Annotated in this window: 21 protein-coding genes; 9 read left to right on the forward strand and 12 right to left on the reverse strand. The window is 57.1% G+C overall.

Annotated features, from left to right (window positions below; genetic code table 11):
* Window positions 1-3: 3 nt before the first annotated feature.
* Both AC6I6N_RS10600 and AC6I6N_RS10605 read right to left on the reverse strand, forming a co-directional pair.
* On the reverse strand, window positions 4-1,572 hold the full coding sequence (locus AC6I6N_RS10600) for a formate dehydrogenase beta subunit (RefSeq protein ID WP_497943495.1): 1,569 nt from the start codon (window positions 1,570-1,572) through the stop codon (window positions 4-6).
* Window positions 1,569-2,075: a formate dehydrogenase subunit gamma gene (locus AC6I6N_RS10605; RefSeq protein ID WP_094195656.1), complete on the reverse strand. Its 507-nt coding sequence runs from the start codon at window positions 2,073-2,075 to the stop codon at window positions 1,569-1,571. The genes AC6I6N_RS10600 and AC6I6N_RS10605 overlap by 4 nt, the downstream gene beginning before the upstream one ends.
* A 202-nt stretch (window positions 2,076-2,277) precedes the next feature.
* Between AC6I6N_RS10605 and AC6I6N_RS10610 the strand changes: the two genes are divergently transcribed.
* From AC6I6N_RS10610 to mobA, 3 genes are all read left to right on the forward strand, one after another.
* Complete coding sequence (locus AC6I6N_RS10610; protein WP_162496910.1) at window positions 2,278-3,384, forward strand: substrate-binding domain-containing protein; 1,107 nt, start codon at window positions 2,278-2,280, stop codon at window positions 3,382-3,384.
* Between the two features lie 284 nt (window positions 3,385-3,668).
* Window positions 3,669-4,703: a GTP 3',8-cyclase MoaA gene (gene moaA, locus AC6I6N_RS10615; RefSeq protein WP_249494420.1), complete on the forward strand. Its 1,035-nt coding sequence runs from the start codon at window positions 3,669-3,671 to the stop codon at window positions 4,701-4,703.
* A complete protein-coding gene (gene mobA / locus AC6I6N_RS10620; RefSeq protein ID WP_094195657.1) occupies window positions 4,700-5,299 on the forward strand; it encodes a molybdenum cofactor guanylyltransferase MobA in 600 nt (199 codons plus the stop codon). Before moaA ends, mobA begins: the two co-directional genes overlap by 4 nt.
* Before the next feature lie 113 nt (window positions 5,300-5,412).
* Here the strand turns inward: mobA and AC6I6N_RS10625 are convergent, their stop codons facing one another.
* The 7 genes from AC6I6N_RS10625 to AC6I6N_RS10655 all read right to left on the reverse strand — a co-directional run bounded on the left by AC6I6N_RS10625 (window position 5,413) and on the right by AC6I6N_RS10655 (window position 11,185).
* The gene (locus AC6I6N_RS10625; RefSeq protein WP_094195658.1) at window positions 5,413-6,618 is read right to left on the reverse strand and encodes a molybdopterin molybdotransferase MoeA; all 1,206 of its coding nucleotides are present in this window, start codon (window positions 6,616-6,618) and stop codon (window positions 5,413-5,415) included.
* A 100-nt stretch (window positions 6,619-6,718) separates the two neighbouring features.
* Window positions 6,719-7,249, reverse strand: coding sequence for a molybdenum cofactor biosynthesis protein B (gene moaB / locus AC6I6N_RS10630; protein WP_497943496.1), 531 nt, complete (start codon window positions 7,247-7,249; stop codon window positions 6,719-6,721).
* Window positions 7,242-7,721: a molybdenum cofactor biosynthesis protein MoaE gene (locus AC6I6N_RS10635; protein WP_094195660.1), complete on the reverse strand. Its 480-nt coding sequence runs from the start codon at window positions 7,719-7,721 to the stop codon at window positions 7,242-7,244. Before AC6I6N_RS10635 ends, moaB begins: the two co-directional genes overlap by 8 nt.
* 1 nt (window position 7,722) lies before the next feature.
* Entirely contained in the window at window positions 7,723-7,980 is a 258-nt protein-coding gene (gene moaD / locus AC6I6N_RS10640; protein ID WP_009463873.1) for a molybdopterin converting factor subunit 1, read from the reverse strand.
* Window positions 7,981-7,999: 19 nt separating this feature from the next.
* Window positions 8,000-8,503 (reverse strand): cyclic pyranopterin monophosphate synthase MoaC, encoded by a 504-nt coding sequence (moaC, locus tag AC6I6N_RS10645; RefSeq protein WP_094195661.1) that lies wholly within the window; start codon window positions 8,501-8,503, stop codon window positions 8,000-8,002.
* An 80-nt stretch (window positions 8,504-8,583) separates the two neighbouring features.
* Entirely contained in the window at window positions 8,584-9,222 is a 639-nt protein-coding gene (locus tag AC6I6N_RS10650) for a response regulator transcription factor (protein WP_123051116.1), read from the reverse strand.
* Window positions 9,215-11,185: a PAS domain S-box protein gene (locus AC6I6N_RS10655; protein WP_108728081.1), complete on the reverse strand. Its 1,971-nt coding sequence runs from the start codon at window positions 11,183-11,185 to the stop codon at window positions 9,215-9,217. The genes AC6I6N_RS10650 and AC6I6N_RS10655 overlap by 8 nt, the downstream gene beginning before the upstream one ends.
* 115 nt (window positions 11,186-11,300) lie before the next feature.
* Between AC6I6N_RS10655 and AC6I6N_RS10660 the strand changes: the two genes are divergently transcribed.
* From AC6I6N_RS10660 to AC6I6N_RS10680, 5 genes are all read left to right on the forward strand, one after another.
* On the forward strand, window positions 11,301-12,284 hold the full coding sequence (locus tag AC6I6N_RS10660) for a TRAP transporter substrate-binding protein (RefSeq protein WP_094195664.1): 984 nt from the start codon (window positions 11,301-11,303) through the stop codon (window positions 12,282-12,284).
* Window positions 12,285-12,403: 119 nt separating this feature from the next.
* On the forward strand, window positions 12,404-13,039 hold the full coding sequence (locus tag AC6I6N_RS10665; RefSeq protein ID WP_094195665.1) for a TRAP transporter small permease: 636 nt from the start codon (window positions 12,404-12,406) through the stop codon (window positions 13,037-13,039).
* The gene (locus AC6I6N_RS10670; RefSeq protein WP_230019029.1) at window positions 13,036-14,361 is read left to right on the forward strand and encodes a TRAP transporter large permease; all 1,326 of its coding nucleotides are present in this window, start codon (window positions 13,036-13,038) and stop codon (window positions 14,359-14,361) included. Before AC6I6N_RS10665 ends, AC6I6N_RS10670 begins: the two co-directional genes overlap by 4 nt.
* 388 nt (window positions 14,362-14,749) lie before the next feature.
* Window positions 14,750-15,259, forward strand: coding sequence for a peroxiredoxin (locus tag AC6I6N_RS10675; RefSeq protein WP_094195667.1), 510 nt, complete (start codon window positions 14,750-14,752; stop codon window positions 15,257-15,259).
* Between the two features lie 165 nt (window positions 15,260-15,424).
* Window positions 15,425-16,933, forward strand: a complete 1,509-nt coding sequence (locus tag AC6I6N_RS10680) for an MFS transporter (RefSeq protein ID WP_497943497.1) — start codon at window positions 15,425-15,427, stop codon at window positions 16,931-16,933.
* Window positions 16,934-17,144: 211 nt separating this feature from the next.
* Here AC6I6N_RS10680 and AC6I6N_RS10685 read toward each other — a convergent pair whose 3' ends face one another.
* Window positions 17,145-17,996 (reverse strand): EamA family transporter, encoded by an 852-nt coding sequence (locus AC6I6N_RS10685; protein ID WP_108728079.1) that lies wholly within the window; start codon window positions 17,994-17,996, stop codon window positions 17,145-17,147.
* A gap of 1 nt (window position 17,997) precedes the next feature.
* On the reverse strand, window positions 17,998-19,014 hold the full coding sequence (gene bioB / locus AC6I6N_RS10690; protein ID WP_094195670.1) for a biotin synthase BioB: 1,017 nt from the start codon (window positions 19,012-19,014) through the stop codon (window positions 17,998-18,000).
* A 288-nt stretch (window positions 19,015-19,302) separates the two neighbouring features.
* Here bioB and AC6I6N_RS10695 point away from each other — a divergent pair, with 288 nt between their 5' ends.
* Window positions 19,303-19,725, forward strand: coding sequence for an acyl-CoA thioesterase (locus AC6I6N_RS10695; protein WP_094195671.1), 423 nt, complete (start codon window positions 19,303-19,305; stop codon window positions 19,723-19,725).
* On the opposite strand, the gene AC6I6N_RS10700 is transcribed toward AC6I6N_RS10695, so the two are convergent.
* Window positions 19,702-20,184, reverse strand: coding sequence for a DUF3293 domain-containing protein (locus AC6I6N_RS10700; protein WP_321278121.1), 483 nt, complete (start codon window positions 20,182-20,184; stop codon window positions 19,702-19,704). The genes AC6I6N_RS10695 and AC6I6N_RS10700 overlap by 24 nt on opposite strands.
* Window positions 20,185-20,348: the final 164 nt, after the last annotated feature.

Genomic DNA, 20,348 nt, shown 5'->3' on the forward strand with positions numbered 1-20,348 from the left:
GTCTTAGACCTTGGCCAGGTCCTGCTCGGTTTGCGGGGCCAGTCCAAAATCCTGGGGAAAGTGTTCCAGCGCGGACAGGACGGGATACGGGGTCATGCCGCCCAAGGCGCACAAGGACCCGGAGAACATGGTGTCGCACAGATCACGCAGCAGCTCGACATGGTTGTCCATATCTTCACGGCGGCGGATTTTCTGAATGGTCTCCACGCCACGCGTAGAGCCGATTCGACAGGGCGTGCATTTGCCACAGGATTCGATGGCACAGAACTCCATGGCGTACTGCGCCATGTGAGCCATGTCCACTGTGTCGTCAAAGGCCACCAGACCACCGTGACCGACCATGGCATTGATCTTCATGTAGGCTTCATAGTCCAGCGGGACATCCCACTGGTGCTCGGGCAGATAGGCACCCAATGGGCCACCTACTTGCACCGCACGCAAAGGACGACCGCTGGCGCTGCCGCCACCGTAGTCGTACAGCAGTTCACGCAAGGTGACGCCAAAGGCTTTTTCCACCAGGCCACCGTTTTGCAGATTGCCGGTCAACTGGAACGCCAAGGTGCCACGCGAACGGCCCATGCCGTAGTTCTGGTAGTAAGCACCGCCCTTGGCCAGAATCACCGGCACGGAAGCCAGCGACACCACGTTATTGATCACGGTAGGCTGACCGAACAAGCCTTTGATGGCGGGCAGAGGTGGTTTCACACGCACCATGCCGCGTTTGCCTTCCAGACTGTCGAGCAGGGCGGTTTCTTCGCCACAGATGTAGGCGCCGGCTGCTTTGCGTACTTCCAGGTCGAACTCGTAGCCGCTGCCCTGAATATTCTTGCCCAGCCAGCCCGCCGCGCGCGCTGCCTCAATGGCTTCGTTCAGCGCTTGCACGGCCAGCGGATATTCGGAGCGCACGTAGATGTAGCCATAGGTCGCACCGACGGCCAGACCAGCAATCGTCATGCCTTCAATCAGGCACAGTGGGTCGCCTTCCATCAGCATGCGGTCAGAAAAGGTGCCCGAGTCGCCTTCGTCGGCATTACAGACAATGTATTTCTGCTGCGCCGGAGTGTTCAGTACCGTGTTCCATTTGATGCCGGTGGGGAAAGCCGCACCGCCACGACCACGCAGGCCGGAGTCGGTCACTTCTTTCACAATAGCGGCCGGCTCCATGGCCAGTGCTTTGCTCAAACCCTCAAAGCCACCACAGGCCTGATAATTGGCCACACTGACCGGATCAATAATGCCCACGCGGGCAAATGTCAGGCGTTCCTGGTTCTTCAGGTAGGGGATGGCGTCCGTCAGGCCGTGGCACAACTTATGTGTACCACCTTGCATGAAACCGGCGTCAAACAGACCGGGCAAATCTTCAGTCTGGACAGGGCCATAAGCGACGCGGCCTGCTGCCGTTTGTACTTCCACCAGAGGTTCCAGCCAGAGCAAGCCGCGTGAGCCATTGCGCACGATCTGTATGTCCAGACCGCGCTCCTGAGCCTGGGCCGCCAGTTGCTGGGCAATCTCATGGGCGCCCATGGCGACCGCCGCAGTGTCGCGCGGAATGTAAACGGTGATGGTGCTCATGACTGGGCCTCCTGGCTGCTTAGCAGGGCGTCCAGTTTTTCGGGGGTGACGCGGGCATGGGGAACGCCGTCCAGCATGACAGCGGGGGATTGGGCGCACAGGCCCAGGCAGTAGACGGGCTCCAGTGTGTACTGGCCGTCGTCGCTGTTTTCGTGGAAGTCGCAGTTCAGGCGGCGACGGGCATGAGCCGTCAGCTCCAGCCCGCCCCGCGCCTGACAGGCTTCAGCCCGGCAGATTTCCAGGGTATGAGTCGCGTGAGGCTGGGTGCGAAAGTGGGCGTAAAAAGAGATAACGCCATGGATTTCCGCCCGGGATAGAGCCAGTTGTTCGGCCAGCACCGGCACCACGGACTCGGGAATACAGGCAATCCGGTCCTGAATCGTGTGCAAAATAGGCAATAGGTTACCTTTCTGGCCGGCGTGCTCCTGCACGGCCTGTAAGGTGACCTCTTCAGGCGTCAGGCCGGACTGGTCCTGCTCCTGGTGATGAGGGGTTGTTTGCATGTCCTGTGTGCGCGGTGCCCGAGTAGGGAGCCTGCGCCTCCATGTTTTTTTATGCACAGCCGTGCATATTATTTGACAGTGTTTTCCCTTGTAATCTAACCACTTAAGTCCATAACTTCAATAAGCAATATTTCGCATATATAATGTTTGGTACATGCAGCACAAAACATAAATACGAAAATACACTGGTCGACAAAAACACATGACCAAACAGAAATTCAAAGCCCGGCTGCGCTCTGAATGGATTCTGGAAAATGCAGACGGCGTGGAACTCCTCATGGGGGATGTGCTGCGTCTGTTGGGTGCCATCGAGCGACTGGGGCACTTGGCGGGAGCCAGCAAGGAATGCCAGTTTTCTTACAGACATGCCTGGGGCTTGTTGCGCAATGCCGAACAACAGTTTGATGCCGCCTTGCTGGAAACGTCCCGGCGTAAAGGCACCAAGCTGACCGAGTTTGCCCAGCGTTTGCTATGGGCAAACCGGCGCCTGGATGCGCGTCTGACGCCGACCCTGGAGAGCATGGCCTCCGAACTGGAAGAAGAGCTGGGTCGCTTGTATGCTCAGCCTCTGGACCGTTTGCGCTTTCAAGCCAGTCACGGATTTGCGATTGAAGGCTTGATGCGCTTTGCCAACGAACACGAGGGCTTGCCGCTGGAACTGCGCTATCGCACCGCTATTGAAGCACTGGCTTCGCTGGAGCGTGGGGACTGCGACCTGGCCGGTTTCCAGGTTCCGGTAGGCGAGTTCGAGGTGGCTGCCATGCGCCGTTATGGGCAATGGCTGTCACCGGCGCGTCACCGGCTGATTTTCCTGTCCACGCGCCGAACGGGCCTGTTTGTGGAACAGGGCAACCCCAAGAACATCACGGGCATGGCGGATTTGCTACGGCCCGATGTGCGCTTTGTGAACCGTCAGATGGGGTCCAGCACACGCTTTCTGGCCACCTTGCTGCTGGGTCAGTTAGGGGTAAACACGAATGCGGTCCTGGGCTTTGAAACAACAGAATTGACGCATATGGCGGTGGCGGCCCATGTTGCCAGTGGCATGGCCGATACCGGCCTGGGTGTGGAAACAGCGGCCAGCCGATGCGGGCTGGAGTTTATTCCCCTGGCGCAGGAGCGTTACTTCATCGCGGTCGAGCAAGAAGCGCTGGATAAGGCTCCTATGCAGCAACTGATGAACGTGATTGGCGGTTCCGCGTATAGTCAATTCATGCAAGATCTGGTGGGTTATGACCCACGCGGTTTAGGGCAGATCATGACGCTGGAACAGGCATTCGGCCAGGCCGCCGACATGCTCTGGCGTTAGACCCCTTTGCTTGACGAAAACACACATACACCATGAGACGGGGCCAACCCTGTCCTTGAACGAAAGAGAACACCATGAGCGATGATCATGGGCCAACGTTTGAATCCCCGCCTGAAGGCGGGGGTTCGACCGGGCCACATCAAAAAGCGGCTCCTCCAGGCGCCGGGGCTTTGTCGTCGGGGCGGACTGACGCGGCGCCTGCTGGATCGGGGCTTGTACTGTCAGGCATTGAACAGGGGATTCAAACGAGTGCTGCTGAACCTGCGCGCCGTCCCACCGTGCGCATGGCGGCGGTGTCTGAGCAACCGTTGGACAAGCGCCACCGTCCGTTTCACGATCTGCGTATTTCTCTGACCGACAAGTGCAATTTTCGCTGTACCTACTGTATGCCCAGGGAAGTGTTTGGCACGGACTACGAGTTCCTGCCTCATTCTTCCCTGCTCAGCTTTGAAGAGATCGAGCGCGTGGCACGGCAGGCGGTTTCCCTGGGCGTGCGCAAGCTGCGCCTGACGGGCGGCGAGCCGCTCTTGCGTCGAAATATTGAAGTGCTGATTGCCATGCTGGCCAAGCTGCGCACACCGGAAGGTGATCCGGTAGAGCTGACTTTGACCACCAATGGCACCTTGTTGGGTCGCAAAGCTCAGGTGTTGAAAGACGCGGGCTTGAATCGTGTCACTGTCAGCCTGGATGCCTTGGACGATGCCCGCTTTACGCAACTCAGCGACAGCGGCGTGTCCGTGTCCACCGTGCTGGATGGCATTGCCAAGGCGCAGGCAGCAGGTTTGAGCCCGGTGAAGGTCAATATGGTGGTGCGCAAAGGGCTGAACGATGACCAGATTCTGCCTATGGTGGAGCACTTCAAAGGCTCGGGTCAGATTCTGCGCTTTATTGAATATATGGACGTGGGCACCAGCAATGGCTGGAATTTGGAAGAGGTCGTCAGCGGTGCGCAGATTGTGGAACGTATCCAGTCCCGTTTCGCGCTGGAGCCGGTAGCGGCCCAATACCGTGGCGAAGTAGCCAGCCGCTGGCGTTTCAAGGATGGCACAGGGGAAGTGGGCGTGATTACCAGCGTGACGCAACCCTTCTGTGGGGACTGTTCACGCATGCGTCTTTCCCCGGAGGGACGTCTGTTTCTGTGTCTGTTTGCCTCTCAAGGTTATGATGTGCGGGCGCAATTGCGCTCGGGTGCTTCCGACGACCAGTTAGCCGCCTATATGCACGGTGTTTGGACGGGGCGGCAAGACCGATATTCCGAGATTCGGGGTGAGCACACCACGAGTCGTGACCGTATAGAAATGAGTTACATCGGCGGATGATAAGCACACAGGACATCAGCGGTATTGTGCTGGCAGGCGGACAGGCCCGGCGTTTTGATTTGTCGGGCCAGGTCGATAAAGGCTTGCTGCTTTTACAGGGCCAGCCTTTGGTTCAGCATCTGGTACGTCGCCTGCGCCCGCAGGTGGGGACTATCTTGATCAGTGCCAATCGCAATCCTGAACAGTATGTCCATTGGGGGCGGGTGGTGCCCGATGCGCTGGAGCTGGAAGGCTATCTGGGCCCCTTGGCCGGTCTGGCCAGTGTGCTGGATCAGATTTCTACCCCGTGGGCCTTGTCCTGTCCCGTGGACTTGCCCTTTGTGCCAAAGGATCTGGGCAAACGCTTGATCAAAGCTGTAGAAGAGCAGGGCGCTGTCGCCGCTTATGCGCAAGCTGAACGCAGCCATCCTCTTTGTCTGCTGCTGCGTACTGATCAGGCTGCTAGCTTGAAACAGTATCTGCTGAGCGGTGAACGCCGCGTCATGAGCTGGTTGGAAAGCATAGCTGCGGTGGCAGTGGACTTTCGCGATGCACCGGAACATGCTTTTTTCAATATCAATACGCCGCAGGATCTGGATCAGGCACAAAGCTGGTAAGCCGGTTGTGGTGCTTTCGTCGACCAGTAAATAGCACCAAATAAACAGCACGAAAAATCGCCCTGATCAGGGCGATTTTTTTTATGGCGAAGCCAAGGCTGAAGTGGTAGCTCTCAAGCCTGCCACTGGCTGTATTCGTACAGACGCACCACATCGCCGGGGGAGACATGGGAGTCGGCAGGGATGCGGGCCAGTGCTTGCGCCCAGGGCAGGGAGCTGATCACGCCCGAACCCTGATTATTGAATGGCCGCGCCAGCAGGCGGCCTTGTTCGTCGCTATCCACTTGTACTCGGATGAACTCTTCGCGGTCACCTTCAAAGTGGCGCTCGCCTTGCAAAATGCCGTAGCGAATCGCAGGCAGTACTTGGTGGCGGCCTTGCAGGCGACGAATCAGCGGTGACACCATCAAGGAAAACACCGCGTAAGAGGACACCGGATTGCCGGGTAGGCAGACCAGGGGCTTGTTGTCTATGTACGCCAGTGCCAGCGGTTTGCCGGGCTTCATGCGCACTTTCCACAGATCTAGCTGACCGCCTATCCCTTCGATGGCTGGCTTCACAAAGTCCTTTTCACCGACCGAGACACCGCCTACGGTCAGCACCAGATCGCAGCGTTGCAGTAGTGCTTTCAGGGCGTCCTGAATGGCTTCCAGTGTGTCTTTGGCATGGACAGCATGGACTGTTTCAACCCCTAGTGCTTGAAGCTGTGCACGCAGCATGGGGGCGTTGGAGTTGTAGATCTGGCCGGTTTTCAGGGGCTGACCGGCGGGGGTCAGTTCGTCACCTGTAGTCAGAATGCCCACCGTCAGGCGAGGGTAGACCTGTAGCTGAGCGTGGCCTTGCGCAGCCAGTTGGGCAATATGGGCTGCTGTCAGCTTGGTGCCTGTGGTGATCAGCACCTCACCGATGCGCATGTCTTCACCACGGCGGCGGATGTTCACGCCTGCCACGGGCATTTCCAGAATGCGCACGCCCTGTTCGTCTTCCTGGCAGTTCTCCTGAATCACCACGGTATCGGCACCGGGCGGCAGCATGCTGCCGGTAAAGATGCGAATCGCCATGTTCTCTTGCAGCGTTTCAGGAATATCGCCGGCATAGCAGCGTTGCTGAATGGGCAATACCTTGCCATCGGCAATATCAGCCAAGCGCAGGGCATAGCCGTCCATGGCGCTATTGTCAGCGGGCGGCATGTCCAACTGGGCCTGAATATCCTGGGCCAGAATACGTCCCAAGGCTTGCGACAAGTCGCAGGTCTCGATTTGGGTGGGAACTTGCCCTGCCTGGGCCAGCCTTTGCTGTGCTACGTCAAATTCGATCATAGGATGGATAAATTCGATAAAACAATTCGTGGCTCAGGGCGTCAGAGCACGGTGGAAAGGAGGTCGTTCCGGAGCAGCCACTGCCATGCCTTTGCAGGCATCAGGACTTGGCTGGCTCCAGATATTCAGAGGCAAAATTGCACGGGCGATGACGGCTGTCCAGTTGTTCTTTCAGGATTTTTTCCCAGGCTAGTTTGCAGGCACCGCCCGAGCCGGGAATGCAGAACAACAAGGTCCGGTTGGCCGTTCCAGCCAGCGCATCGGATTGCAAGGCCGAGGAGCCAATATCCTGATAGGACAGGTAGCGGAACTGTTCGCCAAAGCCGGTAATGACCTGATCGAGCAAAGGCGTGATTGCGGCAATCGTGGATTTTTTATGGCTGAAACCCGTACCGCCATTGCAGATGATGACGTTGATTTCCGGGTCCAGAATCCATTGGCTGAGCAGGGCGCGGATGGCGTAGATATTGTCCTTGCTGATGGCTCTCCGTACGCAGTAGTGGCCGCTGTCCGTCAGGCTGGCTGCCAGATAGTCGCCGGATGTGTCTTCATCTGGGCCACGGCGGTCTGAAATTGTCAGGACGGCCACATTCAATCGGGCAGCGGGTAAGTCGCTCTTGGCTTTAGACATGCTTGTTGGTGTCCGCAGAAGTATTCCAGGCATCGGTTTTCTGGGCGTCGCTGTCGCGCTGCTGTACCCAGAAACGTTTGCCGTCAGCCAGGGTTTCGCGTTTCCAGAAAGGAGCGCGGGTTTTCAGCACATCCATGATGAATTCGCAGGCACGAAAAGCATCGCCCCGGTGGGCGCTGGTCACGCCAACATAAACGATTTGTTCGGTCAGATGCAGTTCGCCCACACGGTGTACGACCAGCGTATCCAAAATGGGCCAGCGTTGGCGGGCCTGATCGCAAACCGCTTCGATCTCGCGCTCGCACATGCCAGGGTAGTGTTCCAGGAACAGGGATTCGGTGGCAGTGCCATCGACCTGATCGCGCACATAGCCGGTAAAGGTCACCATGGCACCGGCCTTGCCGCCAGCCGTGGTACGCAGTTCGGCGTTCAGGGTGGCAACATCAAAATCTTCGGTCTGGATGCGAATCATCTCAACCTCCGGTGACGGGCTCGAACACAGCCACTTCATCGCCGGGTCGGACAGGGTCGGTGGGCTTGGCGTGAAACTGGTTCACCGCCACATGCAGGCGGCCTGCCATATCGCTCAAATTCGGGTGGCGTTGCAGCAGGGCCTCAGTCCATTGCTGGACGGTGCCTTCCTGGGGCCATTCCCAGTTTTCCTGGCGCTGGCCTGTGCGTTCGGCCACTTGGGCGAAGTACAGGACGCGCAATGTTAAAGGGCTTGTCATGCTATCTCCGTGAAAGGGCTTAGGCAAAAGCTGTCCAGGTCCCGCTTTTGCCGCCGGTTTTCTCCAGCAAACGGGTCTGTTCAATCACAATGCCTTTGTCGGCCGCTTTGCACATATCGTAAATGGTCAGGGCGGCAATGGAGCAGGCCGTCATGGCTTCCATTTCAACGCCAGTGGTATAGCGGGTGCGGCAGGTAGCCAGCACCGCAATGGTGCCCGCCGCCGCATCACTTTCAAAATCAATGCCGACAAAATCCAGGGGCAGGCTGTGGCACATGGGTATCAGTTCGGCACAGCGTTTGGCGGCCAGCACACCTGCCACACGGGCGGTGTTGAGCACTTCGCCCTTGGCATTGTGCTGGGCTGACAGCAGTTGATAGGCAGCCGGGCTCAAACGTACCACGGCGCGGGCAGTGGCAGAACGGGATGTCGCCGATTTGTGGCTGACATCGACCATCTGAACTTTGCCATCTTCATCCAGATGGGAAAGGTGCAAATCGGTGTTTTCGGTAGTGGTGCTCATGATCGCTCCGGGGACCGGGCCTAGTGCGCGGTTCTAATAGTTTATGGCTGCATTATATACACCCGCCCCGGTGGCTTTGACTAAGGCCCCGGCGGGTTGCGGTCTTCCCGCAGGCGGGCTGGGTCCAGTAGTCGGGCCAGCTCGATCAGCGTGCGGGCCTGCATCTTTTCCAGTGCTCGGGCACGGTGTACTTCCACCGTGCGCATGGTGATGTTCAGGTCCTGGGCAATCTGTTTGTTCAGTCGTCCCTCCAGCGCCAGGGCCAACACTTCACGTTCGCGCTGAGACAGGGTATCCAGCCGTTGTTCCAAAGCCTGCTCGTGGTCTCGTGCTTTCTGGCTGGCCTCGTAGTTGCGCAGCACCTCCAGCACGCGGTCCACCAGATCGTTATCGTTAAAAGGCTTTTCGATGAAATCTGCCGCGCCTTGTTTCAGCGCGGTCACGGCCAGGGGCAGGTCGCCGTGGCCGGTCAGAAAAATAACGGGCAGGCAGGACTGGCGCTGGCGTAGTTGCTCAAACACCTCCAGGCCGGACAGGCCATCCATGCGTATGTCGAGCAGAATGCAGCCTTGGGTTTCGGGGCCAAGCGCATTGAGAAAGGCCTCGCCGCATTCCCAGCGTTCGGTATTGACCTGACGGGTAGCAAAGAGCCAGGACAGGGCATCGCGGATGGCCGGGTCGTCGTCCACGATGTGGACCAAAGGGGCGTGCTTAGTCATGTTCGATCAAGGGTAAGGAAAACAGGAAGGTGGCACCGTGGGGAACCCCGTTTTCAAACCAGAGTTTGCCATGGTGCAGCTCCACAATGGAGCGGCAAATATTCAGACCAATGCCCAGGCCCTGAGCTTTGGTGGTGGTAAAGGCCTGGAACACCTCGGCCATGATGGTCGCTGCTACACCGGGGCCTTGGTCGGCCACCATCACCAGCACCACACCGTTGCTGGCCTGCATGCTGACTTCCAGTACCCGGCGTTCCGGCTCCAGGCCGGACATGGCTTCGGCAGCATTACGCAGCAGGTTGAAAATCAGTTGTTCCAGCAGCACCTTGTCGCCCATCACGGGCAGGTTCTCGGGGTGAGAGGGCACGATCAACTGAATCTGATGATGACGCAGGCCCGCCTTGGCCATGGCCAAGGCGCCTTGCAAGGCATCGGGCAAATTCAGGGGGCTGAGCTGCGGATCGCGTTTACGTACAAAGTCGTGAATGCGGTGGATGATTTGCCCGGCACGGCGTGTTTGTTCGGCCAGACTTTCCAGGCCTCGACGCAGCAGTGTCGGATCCAGTGGTTCATTACCCAGCAGGTTCAGGGAGCCGGCTGCATAGCTGGCAATGGCCGATAGCGGCTGGTTCAGTTCATGGGCCAGCGTGGAGGCCATCTCGCCCATGGTGATGAGTTTGGCCGTGTGGTGCAATTGTTCGGACTGTGAGCTGGCCAGGGCTTCGGCCTGCTTGCGCGAGCTGATGTCAATGATGGAACTGATCCAGCCCACATGCTGTTTCTGGGCGTCAATCAGCGGGGACTCAAAGACCTGTACATCGACGCGCGAGCCGTCCGGACGTTGGAACAGCGTGTCAAAGACTTGCACGGAGCGGGAGGACTTCAGGCGGTCCCGGCGCTCCAGCGTTTCATCCATCATCTCCGGCACCCACCAGGGCATGGGCGGTGCCAGACCAATAATTTCTTCGCTGCTGCGCCCGACCAGTTCGCAAAACGCCGGGTTCACATACAGCACCTTGCCGTCCAGATCGCGGGCGCGCATGCCGGTCACCATGGAGTTCTCGATGGCACTGCGAAAGGCTTGTTCCTGTCTCAAGGCCAGCTCGGCATCACGGCGTTTGCGTGCGTAGTGATGTTGCATGGCCAGGTTCACCACAGCCAGTAAAGCCAGACCGGCAATGACGGTCAGCAGCAAGGTGAAGGTGGGAATGTTTTTTTGCGGATAGGGTGTCATCAGCAAACGTACGCCATGCAAAGGCGGGTCTACCGACATGGCGTAACGTAATTCGCTTTGCCCCGGCTCGCCTTTGGAGCGTGTAGCCAGCGTCTGGTCGCCCTGGTCGATCAGGGAGACGTGATACTGCTCGGCGATCCACCAGGGCACGTTTTCCATCAGAATGGTGGCCAGGGAAAAGGTGGCGCGCAAGGTGCCGACAATCTCGTTGTCCTCGTAAATGGGCACCACCAGATCCAGCACACTTTCCTGGTGCTCATTGGAGTAGTAGGCAGGTAACCAGGTGGACGTGCGGGGCGTGCTGACGTGGGCCGCAATCCGGGTGTCGGCACCGGGAGGGCGCACCAGCAAAGTGGTGCCAAAGCGATCTTGTACCGCGACTTTGAGCAGATCGGGGTGAATGGTTTTGAAGTGCTGTAACTGTGTCAGTGCCGTCTGGGTGGTGGCGGGCTGGGAGTGAACTTCAATTTCACTGGCAATGCGGCTTAAATTGTTCTCGTGCGAGCGCAATTGAAAGGACAGGGACTGCTCCACCCACAGGGCATTGCGTATCAGCTCGTTGGATTGCTCCTCATGGCGCTCCTTGCTGACTGCCCAGGCAAACACGCCCATCAGCAGCACAATAATCAGAATGGCCAAAATAGGCACATAGGTGCTGATCGGGTGGGCGGCCAGGGTGCGTGAGGCAGCCTGGCGCATGAATCCGGACGGACGGGCAAGACGCATCATGACAAAAGGTTTCGGATTTCCACAATAGATAATTCGGGACTGCTTTTTTAAGCTACACGCTTTCAAGCAAATCAATCAATAACACGTGTCGGTTCCCCACCGACCGGAGGCAAACATGAAAAAGACCCTTGTGGCCAGCTTGCTGGCGTCCGTATTCCTGTCCGCGCCTGTTCTGGCCAACCCCATGATCATCAAGTTCAGCCACGTTGTGTCGCCAGACACACCCAAGGGCAAGGGCGCTGTGCGCTTTAAGGAACTGGCCGAAAAATACACCGAGGGCAAGGTCGTTGTCGAAGTCTACCCGAACTCGCAACTGTACAAAGACAAGGAAGAGCTTGAAGCCCTGCAACTGGGCGCGGTACACATGCTGGCCCCATCGCTGGCCAAGTTCGGTCCTTTGGGCGTACGTGAATTTGAGGTGTTCGACCTGCCTTTCATCTTCAATGACCGCAACGATCTGCGTAAGGTCACCGAAGGGCCTGTGGGCCGCATGCTGCTGGACAAACTGGAGCCCAAGGGCATCAAGGGCCTGGCTTACTGGGACAACGGTTTTAAGGTCATGAGCGCTAATACGCCCCTGAAAAGCGTGGACGATTTCCTGGGCCTGAAGATGCGTATTCAGTCCTCCAAGGTTCTGGAAGCCCAGTTCAAGGCACTGGATGCCGTGCCTCAGGTGATGGCGTTCTCGGAGGTGTACCAAGCCCTGCAAACCGGTGTGGTCGATGGCACCGAGAACCCGCCGTCCAATATGTACACCCAGAAAATGCATGAAGTGCAAAAGCACGCCACCGTGTCCAATCACGGTTATCTGGGCTATGCCGTGATTGTGAACAAGAAGTTCTGGGAAGGTCTGCCTGACGATATCCGCCAAGGCATGGAAAAGGCCATGGCCGAAGCCACGGTTTACGCCAACGATATTGCCGAGCAAGAGAACAACGATTCCATGAAGGCTATGCAAGAGTCCGGCAAGACTCAGTTCTATCAGTTGAGCGATGCCGAGCGTCAGGAGTGGGTCAAGCAACTGCATCCTGTTCATAAGGAAATGGCATCTCGTATCGGCCAGGACGTGATCGATGCCTTTTACAAGGCGACCGAATAAAGTCGGTTTTCTCCGCTTATCTTGTACAGGTCTGTTTCAGACCTGCTCCGTTTTTCTTCCCGCTACTGCGCCGCGCCTGCCCGTGATCCGGGTGGGCCCGCTGTAGTCTGGAGCTACCCATGTTCTTACGTATTCTGGACCGCTTTGAGGAGGCGTTCATCTCGCTTCTCATGGTGGCCGCCGTGGTGATTATTTTCGTAGCGGTCTGCCAGCGTTACTCGGTCAGCATGCTGGCTGATCTGGTGTCCTGGTCGCGGGCTCAGGGTTACGAATCCGTGATGGCGATGGCCCGTTCAAGCTATCGCAGTGTGGCTGGCATCAATTTGCTCTGGGCGCAGGAGCTGTGTATTTACCTGTTTGTCTGGATGGCCAAGTTTGGTGCCGCATACGGCGTACGCGTGGGTATCCACGTGGGTGTGGACGTGCTGGTTAACGCGGTAGGGCCGCGTTGGCGCCATCTGCTGGTGGTGATTTCCCTGTTCGCCGGTGCCTTGTTTACCGCCATGGTTGCCTGGATTGGCGGCAGCTTTGTCTACGACATTGCCCATACAGCTCAAGTGTCGGCTGACCTGGAAGTGCCTGTCTGGATTGTGTACCTGGCGGTGCCTGCGGGTTCCCTGCTGATGTGTTTTCGTTTCCTGCAAGCCTTGATGAATTTCATTCAGACTGGCCAGTTGCCCCATCACGAGCCTGCGGCTGATCTGATCGCTGAAACAGAGCGCGGTGTATCTGAATCCGAAGGAGCGCGCGCATGACCGCCCTGATTATTTTTGCCTTGCTGGCTATCCTGCTGTTGACAGGCATGCCCGTGTCGATTGCCCTGGGTCTGACGGTGATGGGGTTCCTGTTCACCATGACAGACGTGCCCATGGACAGTATTGCTCTGAAGCTGTTTACCGGCATCGAGAAGTTCGAGATCATGGCGATTCCGTTCTTCATTCTGGCCGGTAGCTTCCTGACGCATGGTGGGGTCGCGCAGCGCATGATTCGCTTTGCGGCCTCCATGGTGGGCCATTTGCCCGGCGGCATGGGCTTGGCAGCGGTACTGGCTTGCGCCTTGTTTGCCTCGATCAGTGGTTCTTCGCCAGCTACCGTGGCGGCCATTGGGTCGATCATGATTCCGGCGATGGTCAAACAAGGCTATCCCGCACAGTTCGGAACCGGCATTGTGGCTACCTCTGGTGGTCTGGGTATCTTGCTGCCACCTTCAATTGTGATGGTGATGTACGCGGTGGCTACCAGCGGCATGATGGTCGAAGGCCCGGATGGAGCCAAAGTAGGCACCGCCTCGATTGGTCAGCTATTTATTGCAGGTGTGGTGCCGGGCTTGATCTTGGCGCTTGCCCTGGGTGCGACCACCATGTTCCGCGCCTGGAAAATGAACTACCCCCGTATGCCGCGTGCTTCTTTCAAAGAGCGCTGGCGTGCCTTCATGGATTCCATCTGGGGGTTGATGCTGATCGTTATTGTGATGGGGGGAATTTACTCCGGTGTGTTCACGCCGACCGAAGCTGCCGCCATCAGTGCCGTGTACGCCTTTGTGATTGCGGTCTGGGTCTACAAGGATGTGAAGCTGCGCGAGGTAAAACGCATTGTGCTGGAGTCGGCGGCCATGAGTGCCATGCTGCTGTACATCATCACGAACGCGGTCATGTTTGCCTTCATTTTGACCTCCGAGCAGATTCCACAAGCGATTGCCGAATGGATTGTGTCGCAAGGGATGGGGCTGATTGCCTTCTTGCTGTTCGTCAATGTCTTGTTGCTGGTGATCGGTATGGTCATGGAGCCATCGGGGCTGATCCTGATCATGGCCCCCATTTTGTTCCCGGTTGCCATGAAGCTGGGCATGGACCCGGTTCACTTCGGCATTATGATGGTGGTGAATATGGAGATCGGGCTGGCGACGCCGCCGGTTGGCTTGAATCTGTATGTGGCGTCCAGCATATCGAAGCTGGGCCTGACCGAAGTGACCAAGTCCACCATGCCGTGGTTGCTGACGGGCCTGGCCTTCCTCTTGATGATTACCTTCATTCCAGGAATTACGCTTTGGCTGCCCCGCATGATGGGATGGCTGTAGAGGTCCTGATCGCTATCGGCGAGCAGGGCAAGGTGAGCCCATGATGGGGCAGTACGGCTTTATGCAATCGGCGTAAAACGTGAATCACCTGGAAGGCCGGGCAAAAAGCCCGGCTTTTTTTGTGGGTGAGTGTTTTGGTATTGACAGATTTTTTGCTGTATGGACTGTATTTTTTGAGTGCCGGGACTGGCTGATTCCAGCATCCACCAAAGGTTGCTGTCTACGTGTGCTGGTCTGATTGTCTTTCAGCGCTGAATAGTTTTTCTTGGCTGTGTAGGCAAATGAAACGTACTGATAAGTATTATTTGTCTATCAGACACGCTAGTCTATTAGTATCATAGTTTGATCGGGCCGCCATACTGGCGGTGTTTATTCATACGGAGACCTTATGTCCATTTCAGTCGGTGAGCGCGTTCCAGACGCGACCCTTAGTGAGTACATTGAAACCGCCACAGAAAGTTGCCCGATGGGCCCCAATAACTTTCAGGTGGCTGATCTGGTTAAAGGCAAGAAAATTGCCGTATTTGCCGTCCCTGGTGCTTTCACTCCCACCTGCTCCGAACAGCACTTGCCTGGCTTTGTCGCCAAGGCAGATGAGTTCAAGGCTGCTGGCGTGGATGAAATCTGGTGCGTGTCTGTGAACGATGCTTTCGTGATGGGTGCATGGGGTAAGTCCCTGAATGTCAATGGCAAAGTGCGCTTGTTGGCTGACGGCAGTGCGGTCTGGACCAAGAAACTGGGTCTGGAGTTTGATCTGACGGCCAAAGGTCTGGGCGTTCGTTCCAAACGTTTTTCCGCCTTGCTCGATGATGGCGTTGTTAAACAATTGAACATTGAGAACGACGGAGGCCTGCATACGTCGGATGCAGATACTCTGCTCAAACAGGTACAGTCTTAAGTATCTGACCCTGCGCCAGTCCGGCCAGGCGTGGGAGTGAAAGCTTACAAAGCGCTGGCTGCAAGCTGGCGCTTTTTTTACCGTGCTTTTGTCGTGGCACCCCGGCTGGAGTGTGGGGGATAGCCAGAGTAAGCACGGTGCTGCTGTTTTTTATAGGATGTGTGAATGCTGTCATCGGTGGGTGCGTTTTCGTCCCTGTACTTTGCGACCCTGATGCTCTTGCTCAGCTCGGGCCTATTCAACACCTTCATGGGGGTGCGCCTGACGGCCATCTCCGTGTCAGAGGTATGGATTGGTGGGCTGATTGCGGTGTATTACCTGGGCCTGGTATTTGGTGCTCGTATGGGCCATCGCCTGATCATGGGCGTGGGCCATATTCGTGCGTACGCCGCCAGTGCTGCCATTGTCACCATCTGTGTGCTGGTGCAGATTCTGATCGACTCCATGTATGTCTGGCTGCTGTTGCGTTTTTTGGCGGGCGCAGCGATGGTAGTGCAGTTCATGGGTATTGAAAGCTGGCTGAACGAGCAAAGCGACAATAGCCAGCGCGGTACAATTTTTGCCATTTACATGGTGTTCTCCAGTCTGGGCACGGTGTTGGGACAGTTGTCGTTAACGCTGTTCCCGCATCTGAATTACGAACCCCTGGTTTTTGTGGCGATCTGTTCGGCCTTCAGTCTTGTGCCGGTGGCGATTACCCGTCGCAGTCATCCGCCTTTGCAAGTCCCCGCACCCATTAATGCGCGTTACTACGTAGACCGCGTGCCCTTGTCCTTGATGGTGCTGCTGGTGGCTGGCATGTTGACCGGGGCCTTCTACGGGCTGGCCCCGGTATATGCGGTGCGTGTCCATTTAAGTAGTGAGCAGGCGGCCTTGTTTGTTGCGGTGTCGGTGGCAGCCGGGGTGTTGGCTCAGTGGCCGGTAGGCTGGTTGGCAGATCGCATGAATCGCGTCAAGCTCATCCGCATCAATGCAATCTGTTTGCTGGTCTTGGCTATTCCCTTGTGGGGCTGGTTCGAGGCACCGTTCTGGTTCTTGCTGGTTTTTTCCGCGCTGTTCGGGATTCTGCAATTTACGCTCTACCCCTTGGGGGCGGCGTTTGCCAACGATAACGTGGACCCAGAGCGGCGGGTCGGGTTGAGCGCCATCCTGTACATGGTGTATGGCTTGGGGGCCTGTTTGGGGCCGCTGCTTGCCGGCGGCCTGATGACTTACATCGGCAGCAACCTGTACTACATTTTCGTGGCGGCCTGTGGTTTGGCACTGGTTCTGTTGGTTCGTCCGCAAAAAGTGCTGGGCGATCACTTGAGCCAGGATGCGCCAACCAACTTTGTGCCTATGCCCGATAGCTTGCAAAGCTCGGCTGCGGCGGTGGCATTGGATCCTCGGGTCGATATCAGTTCTGACGTGTCACACGACCCGGTGTTCGAGGATCTGCCCCCGGTTGAGGAGCGCGTGCCTGCGACAACGGAAAGTACTGCGGTAGAGCGCCAGGCGGAGGATGAGGCCGTAGAAGCGACACTTGCCGAGGACGACAAGAGGGTTGATCCTGTTGTGGGAAGTTCCGGGAGTTCCGGAGGCTTGGATGATTCTGGGAACCCGGCAGATGTGGATAGCCCGGGCGGTGCGCAAGAGGCAGAGAGCAAGCGGAAACCGTCAGATCCAGCTCCGTAAACAGTCGACAGAATCGAGCCTGTTTTCGTGGCGCTTTACGACCATGATTCACTCAAAAAAACCCAGGCCAGGCCTGGGTTTTTTCTTTGCCCGGATCTTAAATCTGGAATTCAAGCCCGTTAGATTTAGCTTCAAGCTCAATCTTGCCAGCCAGAATATCCTGCTGCCGCGCTGCACTACGCAGGCGTGTATGAGATACGCCTGGGACTGTTTAACGTGGAATCAGGGCCACGATCGCGCCTATTGCCAGGGCAACCCCCACGATATTGAGGGCGCTGAGTTTTTCTTTGAAGAAGCCCGCTCCAACAATGGCCCCCAAGGCAATGACGCCAATATTCATGGCCGAGAACACCAGGGTGGGGTTTTCCGGGAAGATTTGGTGGGCGCGGATGTAAAAGAAAATATTTCCGAAGTTCAGCAGGCCTAGTACCAGACCAGCCAAGAGACTGCCTTTGTGCCAACTGGTGCGCTTGGCCAGCAGCCAGCACAGCATCAGCACTCCTGCCAAGGAGAAGGACACCACCAGACTGCTGGAGAAAGCGGCGCCGGCTTTGGAGAGCTGCTTGAACATGATGTCGATCACGCCATAGCCCAGCCAGACCGCCAGCAGCATCAGGGCCGGATGTCCGGAACCCGCGTCCTGCTTACTGGTTTGGTGGGGACGTATCAGCAAGCACAGCAGGGCGGTCAGGGCCAAGCCTATGCCCAATAGTTTCTGTCCGCCCAGATGTTCGCCAAACAGCAGAAAGGCCGCCAGCAAGGGGATGAACAGAGACAGGCGTTGGGCGGCATCGCTCAATACAATACCGGCCTGGCGTACGGCTGCCGCCATGAACAGAAAGACACTAGGCAAAAGCACGCCCAAGGCAATCAGAATCCACCAGGGTGTGGCGGGATTGAGCAGGCTGCTGGGGTGTGGTTGCAGCAAGACCAGGCTTAAGGTTACTGCCACGCCGTAGTTGACCATGATGGCCTGGGCGACATCGATCTGCCGCTGGCGGGCAACTTTGAGCAGAATGGAAACAGCAACACTGCACAGAATACTGGCGATCAAAGTGAGCATATTAAAGGGCCTCGACCATCGCGCGTGGACGGGTTTGTTCCAAAGACAAAGGAGGTTCGGACAGTGTGGTTTTGGCCGCTTCCAGTTGCAGGCGGGCAAACAGATCCTGGTCCGCTACAAACTGCGGGTTGCCGGTGGTCAGCAATTGCTCGCCATAGAAAATGGAATTGGCCCCCGCCATAAAGCACAGGGCCTGTGTGCTGTCATCCATGGTTTCGCGGCCCGCTGACAGGCGCACGGCGCTGGTGGGCATGAGGATACGTGCAATGGCGATAGTGCGTACAAACTCGAAGGGGTCCAGGTCATCGACCTGATCGAGCGGTGTGCCTGGCACTTTTACCAATTGGTTGATGGGCACGGACTCGGGGTAGGGGCGCATATTGGCCAACTGGGCCAGCAGGCCGGCACGCTCGCGGCGACTTTCGCCCATGCCAATGATCCCGCCACAGCAACTGTTCAAGCCGGCTGCACGTACGCGCTCCAGCGTGTCCAGGCGGTCCTGGTAGGTGCGTGTGCTGATGATCTGGCCATAGAACTCGGGAGAGGTGTCCAGGTTGTGATTGTAGTAATCCAGCCCAGCCTCTTTTAGGCGTTCGGCCTGACCGTCTTTCAGCATGCCCAAAGTGACACAGGTTTCCAGCCCCATCGCTTTGACGGCACTGACCATATCAATGACTTGGTCCAACTGCTTTTCTGTAGGGGAACGCCAGGCGGCACCCATGCAAAAACGCTGTGCGCCCTGTGCCTGGGCCGCGCGGGCCGCCTCCAGTACCTGTTCCAGAGGCATCAAGGGTTCGGGTTCCAGCTCGGTCTGATATTTGGAGGATTGCGGGCAGTAGGAGCAATCCTCGGGACAGGCGCCAGTCTTGATGGACAGCAGGCTGGAGAGCTGGATTTGATTGGCGGGGTGGTGCTGTCTATGTACGCTTTGCGCCTGGAATACGAGATCCATAAAGGGCAGTTCGTAAAGCTCCATGATGCGACGAATTGTCCAGGGCGCGGGGTTATTTACAGACATGGCAGGCTACCTTATTCAGTGACGCGGCTATGCTAGGTGCTCTGCCTGTGAAAGACGACTTCTGTCCCTGCTTGGGCGTGACGGTTTTCCCTCTTCAGAGGCTTTTTTCAGTGATAATTAAGCGAAATTGTTGCTAACTTCGCTTAATTGATATGCCTGATCGCGATACAAATTGTTTCTTGGTCAGTGTTTGCAAAATGTTTCTGTTGCTGGTTTAGTACCTGATTAGCGTGGTTTCCACCTTTTTATCCGCGGTAAACTGACCGGTGATTTTGCGAAAGGATAAACATGCACGTGTTCGAGCGCCGCATCACGGTGGAGTGGGGTGATTGCGATGAGGCCGGGATTGTTTTTTATCCCAACTATTTTTACTGGTTTGATTGCACGTATCAGGCGTGGCTGCGGCAGGCTGGTTTGAGCCAGCGTGTCTTGCGACAAGAATACGATGCCGTAACCCCGTTGGTGGATGTCGGTGCCAACTTCCGCGCACCTGTTACCTATGACCGCGAAATTCGCGTTTGTGTGCATGTGACCCAATGGCTGGAGCGGCGTTTCAAGCTTGAATATCAAGTCTTCAATATGGATGGTGTGCTGGTAGCAACTGGCCACGAGTGGCGTGCCTGGGCGCGGGTCTTGCCGGAGGGGCGGCTGAAAGGAGCTGCCATTGCCGATGGTTTCCGTCAGCGTCTAGAAGGGAGCAGGGCTGTTTAAATCAGCCTGATTGGAGACAGGCAGTCGCTGCTGCACGTGGTGCAACTGTGGTTTGCCATTGGTCGGGATATAGACAAAAGCCAATTGCTTGAACAGGCGTGCTTGCCAGCGCGCTTGTTGCAGACTGATGTCCAATACCAGCAAGCTGGGTTCATCCGGCCATTTGCCTTTGGGGTCCAGGTTCACGGCGGGCCACCAATGAAGGTCCTGTTTTTGCAAATCGCGTAGCAGGGTTTCCTGAACGGCATCGTTAAAGGCGCGGCTGCAAATTTGGGCGCCTGGATTGCAGGCGGTCAAAATCGCTGCGCCACAACTGTTTTCTTGTTCCAGCAATTGATTCAGAGTGCGGTTGAGCTGGCCGATGCGCACGTCTATATCGCCCTGAGGGCTGTGTACTCGGTAAATTGCCTTCTCGAAAGCGTGAGACAGGGCGGCGGGCAAGTTGTTCGGTGTAGACATAAGCTAACTGGCGTCGTTCTGTTCTCCAGGCCCACAAGACTGGCCGTGGGACACATGGTTTTTCCCTCACAAACCCCCGTCCGTGGGCAAAAAATGCTCCCTTTTGTGGGGGCGGCTGGCAGGCGGTATGCCTGCCTCGCGTGCGGGGTTCGGTCCAAACCATG

The organism is Alcaligenes sp. LTN-3 (assembly GCF_059735605.1).

Coding starts and splice junctions, on each gene's coding strand:
- AC6I6N_RS10600 (WP_497943495.1), bottom strand. CDS start 1,572: ATGAGCACCATCACCGTTTACATTCCGCGCGACACTGCGGCGGTCGCC.
- AC6I6N_RS10605 (WP_094195656.1), bottom strand. CDS start 2,075: ATGCAAACAACCCCTCATCACCAGGAGCAGGACCAGTCCGGCCTGACG.
- AC6I6N_RS10610 (WP_162496910.1), top strand. CDS start 2,278: ATGACCAAACAGAAATTCAAAGCCCGGCTGCGCTCTGAATGGATTCTG.
- moaA (WP_249494420.1), top strand. CDS start 3,669: ATGGCGGCGGTGTCTGAGCAACCGTTGGACAAGCGCCACCGTCCGTTT.
- mobA (WP_094195657.1), top strand. CDS start 4,700: ATGATAAGCACACAGGACATCAGCGGTATTGTGCTGGCAGGCGGACAG.
- AC6I6N_RS10625 (WP_094195658.1), bottom strand. CDS start 6,618: ATGATCGAATTTGACGTAGCACAGCAAAGGCTGGCCCAGGCAGGGCAA.
- moaB (WP_497943496.1), bottom strand. CDS start 7,249: ATGTCTAAAGCCAAGAGCGACTTACCCGCTGCCCGATTGAATGTGGCC.
- AC6I6N_RS10635 (WP_094195660.1), bottom strand. CDS start 7,721: ATGATTCGCATCCAGACCGAAGATTTTGATGTTGCCACCCTGAACGCC.
- moaD (WP_009463873.1), bottom strand. CDS start 7,980: ATGACAAGCCCTTTAACATTGCGCGTCCTGTACTTCGCCCAAGTGGCC.
- moaC (WP_094195661.1), bottom strand. CDS start 8,503: ATGAGCACCACTACCGAAAACACCGATTTGCACCTTTCCCATCTGGAT.
- AC6I6N_RS10650 (WP_123051116.1), bottom strand. CDS start 9,222: ATGACTAAGCACGCCCCTTTGGTCCACATCGTGGACGACGACCCGGCC.
- AC6I6N_RS10655 (WP_108728081.1), bottom strand. CDS start 11,185: ATGATGCGTCTTGCCCGTCCGTCCGGATTCATGCGCCAGGCTGCCTCA.
- AC6I6N_RS10660 (WP_094195664.1), top strand. CDS start 11,301: ATGAAAAAGACCCTTGTGGCCAGCTTGCTGGCGTCCGTATTCCTGTCC.
- AC6I6N_RS10665 (WP_094195665.1), top strand. CDS start 12,404: ATGTTCTTACGTATTCTGGACCGCTTTGAGGAGGCGTTCATCTCGCTT.
- AC6I6N_RS10670 (WP_230019029.1), top strand. CDS start 13,036: ATGACCGCCCTGATTATTTTTGCCTTGCTGGCTATCCTGCTGTTGACA.
- AC6I6N_RS10675 (WP_094195667.1), top strand. CDS start 14,750: ATGTCCATTTCAGTCGGTGAGCGCGTTCCAGACGCGACCCTTAGTGAG.
- AC6I6N_RS10680 (WP_497943497.1), top strand. CDS start 15,425: ATGCTGTCATCGGTGGGTGCGTTTTCGTCCCTGTACTTTGCGACCCTG.
- AC6I6N_RS10685 (WP_108728079.1), bottom strand. CDS start 17,996: ATGCTCACTTTGATCGCCAGTATTCTGTGCAGTGTTGCTGTTTCCATT.
- bioB (WP_094195670.1), bottom strand. CDS start 19,014: ATGTCTGTAAATAACCCCGCGCCCTGGACAATTCGTCGCATCATGGAG.
- AC6I6N_RS10695 (WP_094195671.1), top strand. CDS start 19,303: ATGCACGTGTTCGAGCGCCGCATCACGGTGGAGTGGGGTGATTGCGAT.
- AC6I6N_RS10700 (WP_321278121.1), bottom strand. CDS start 20,184: ATGTCTACACCGAACAACTTGCCCGCCGCCCTGTCTCACGCTTTCGAG.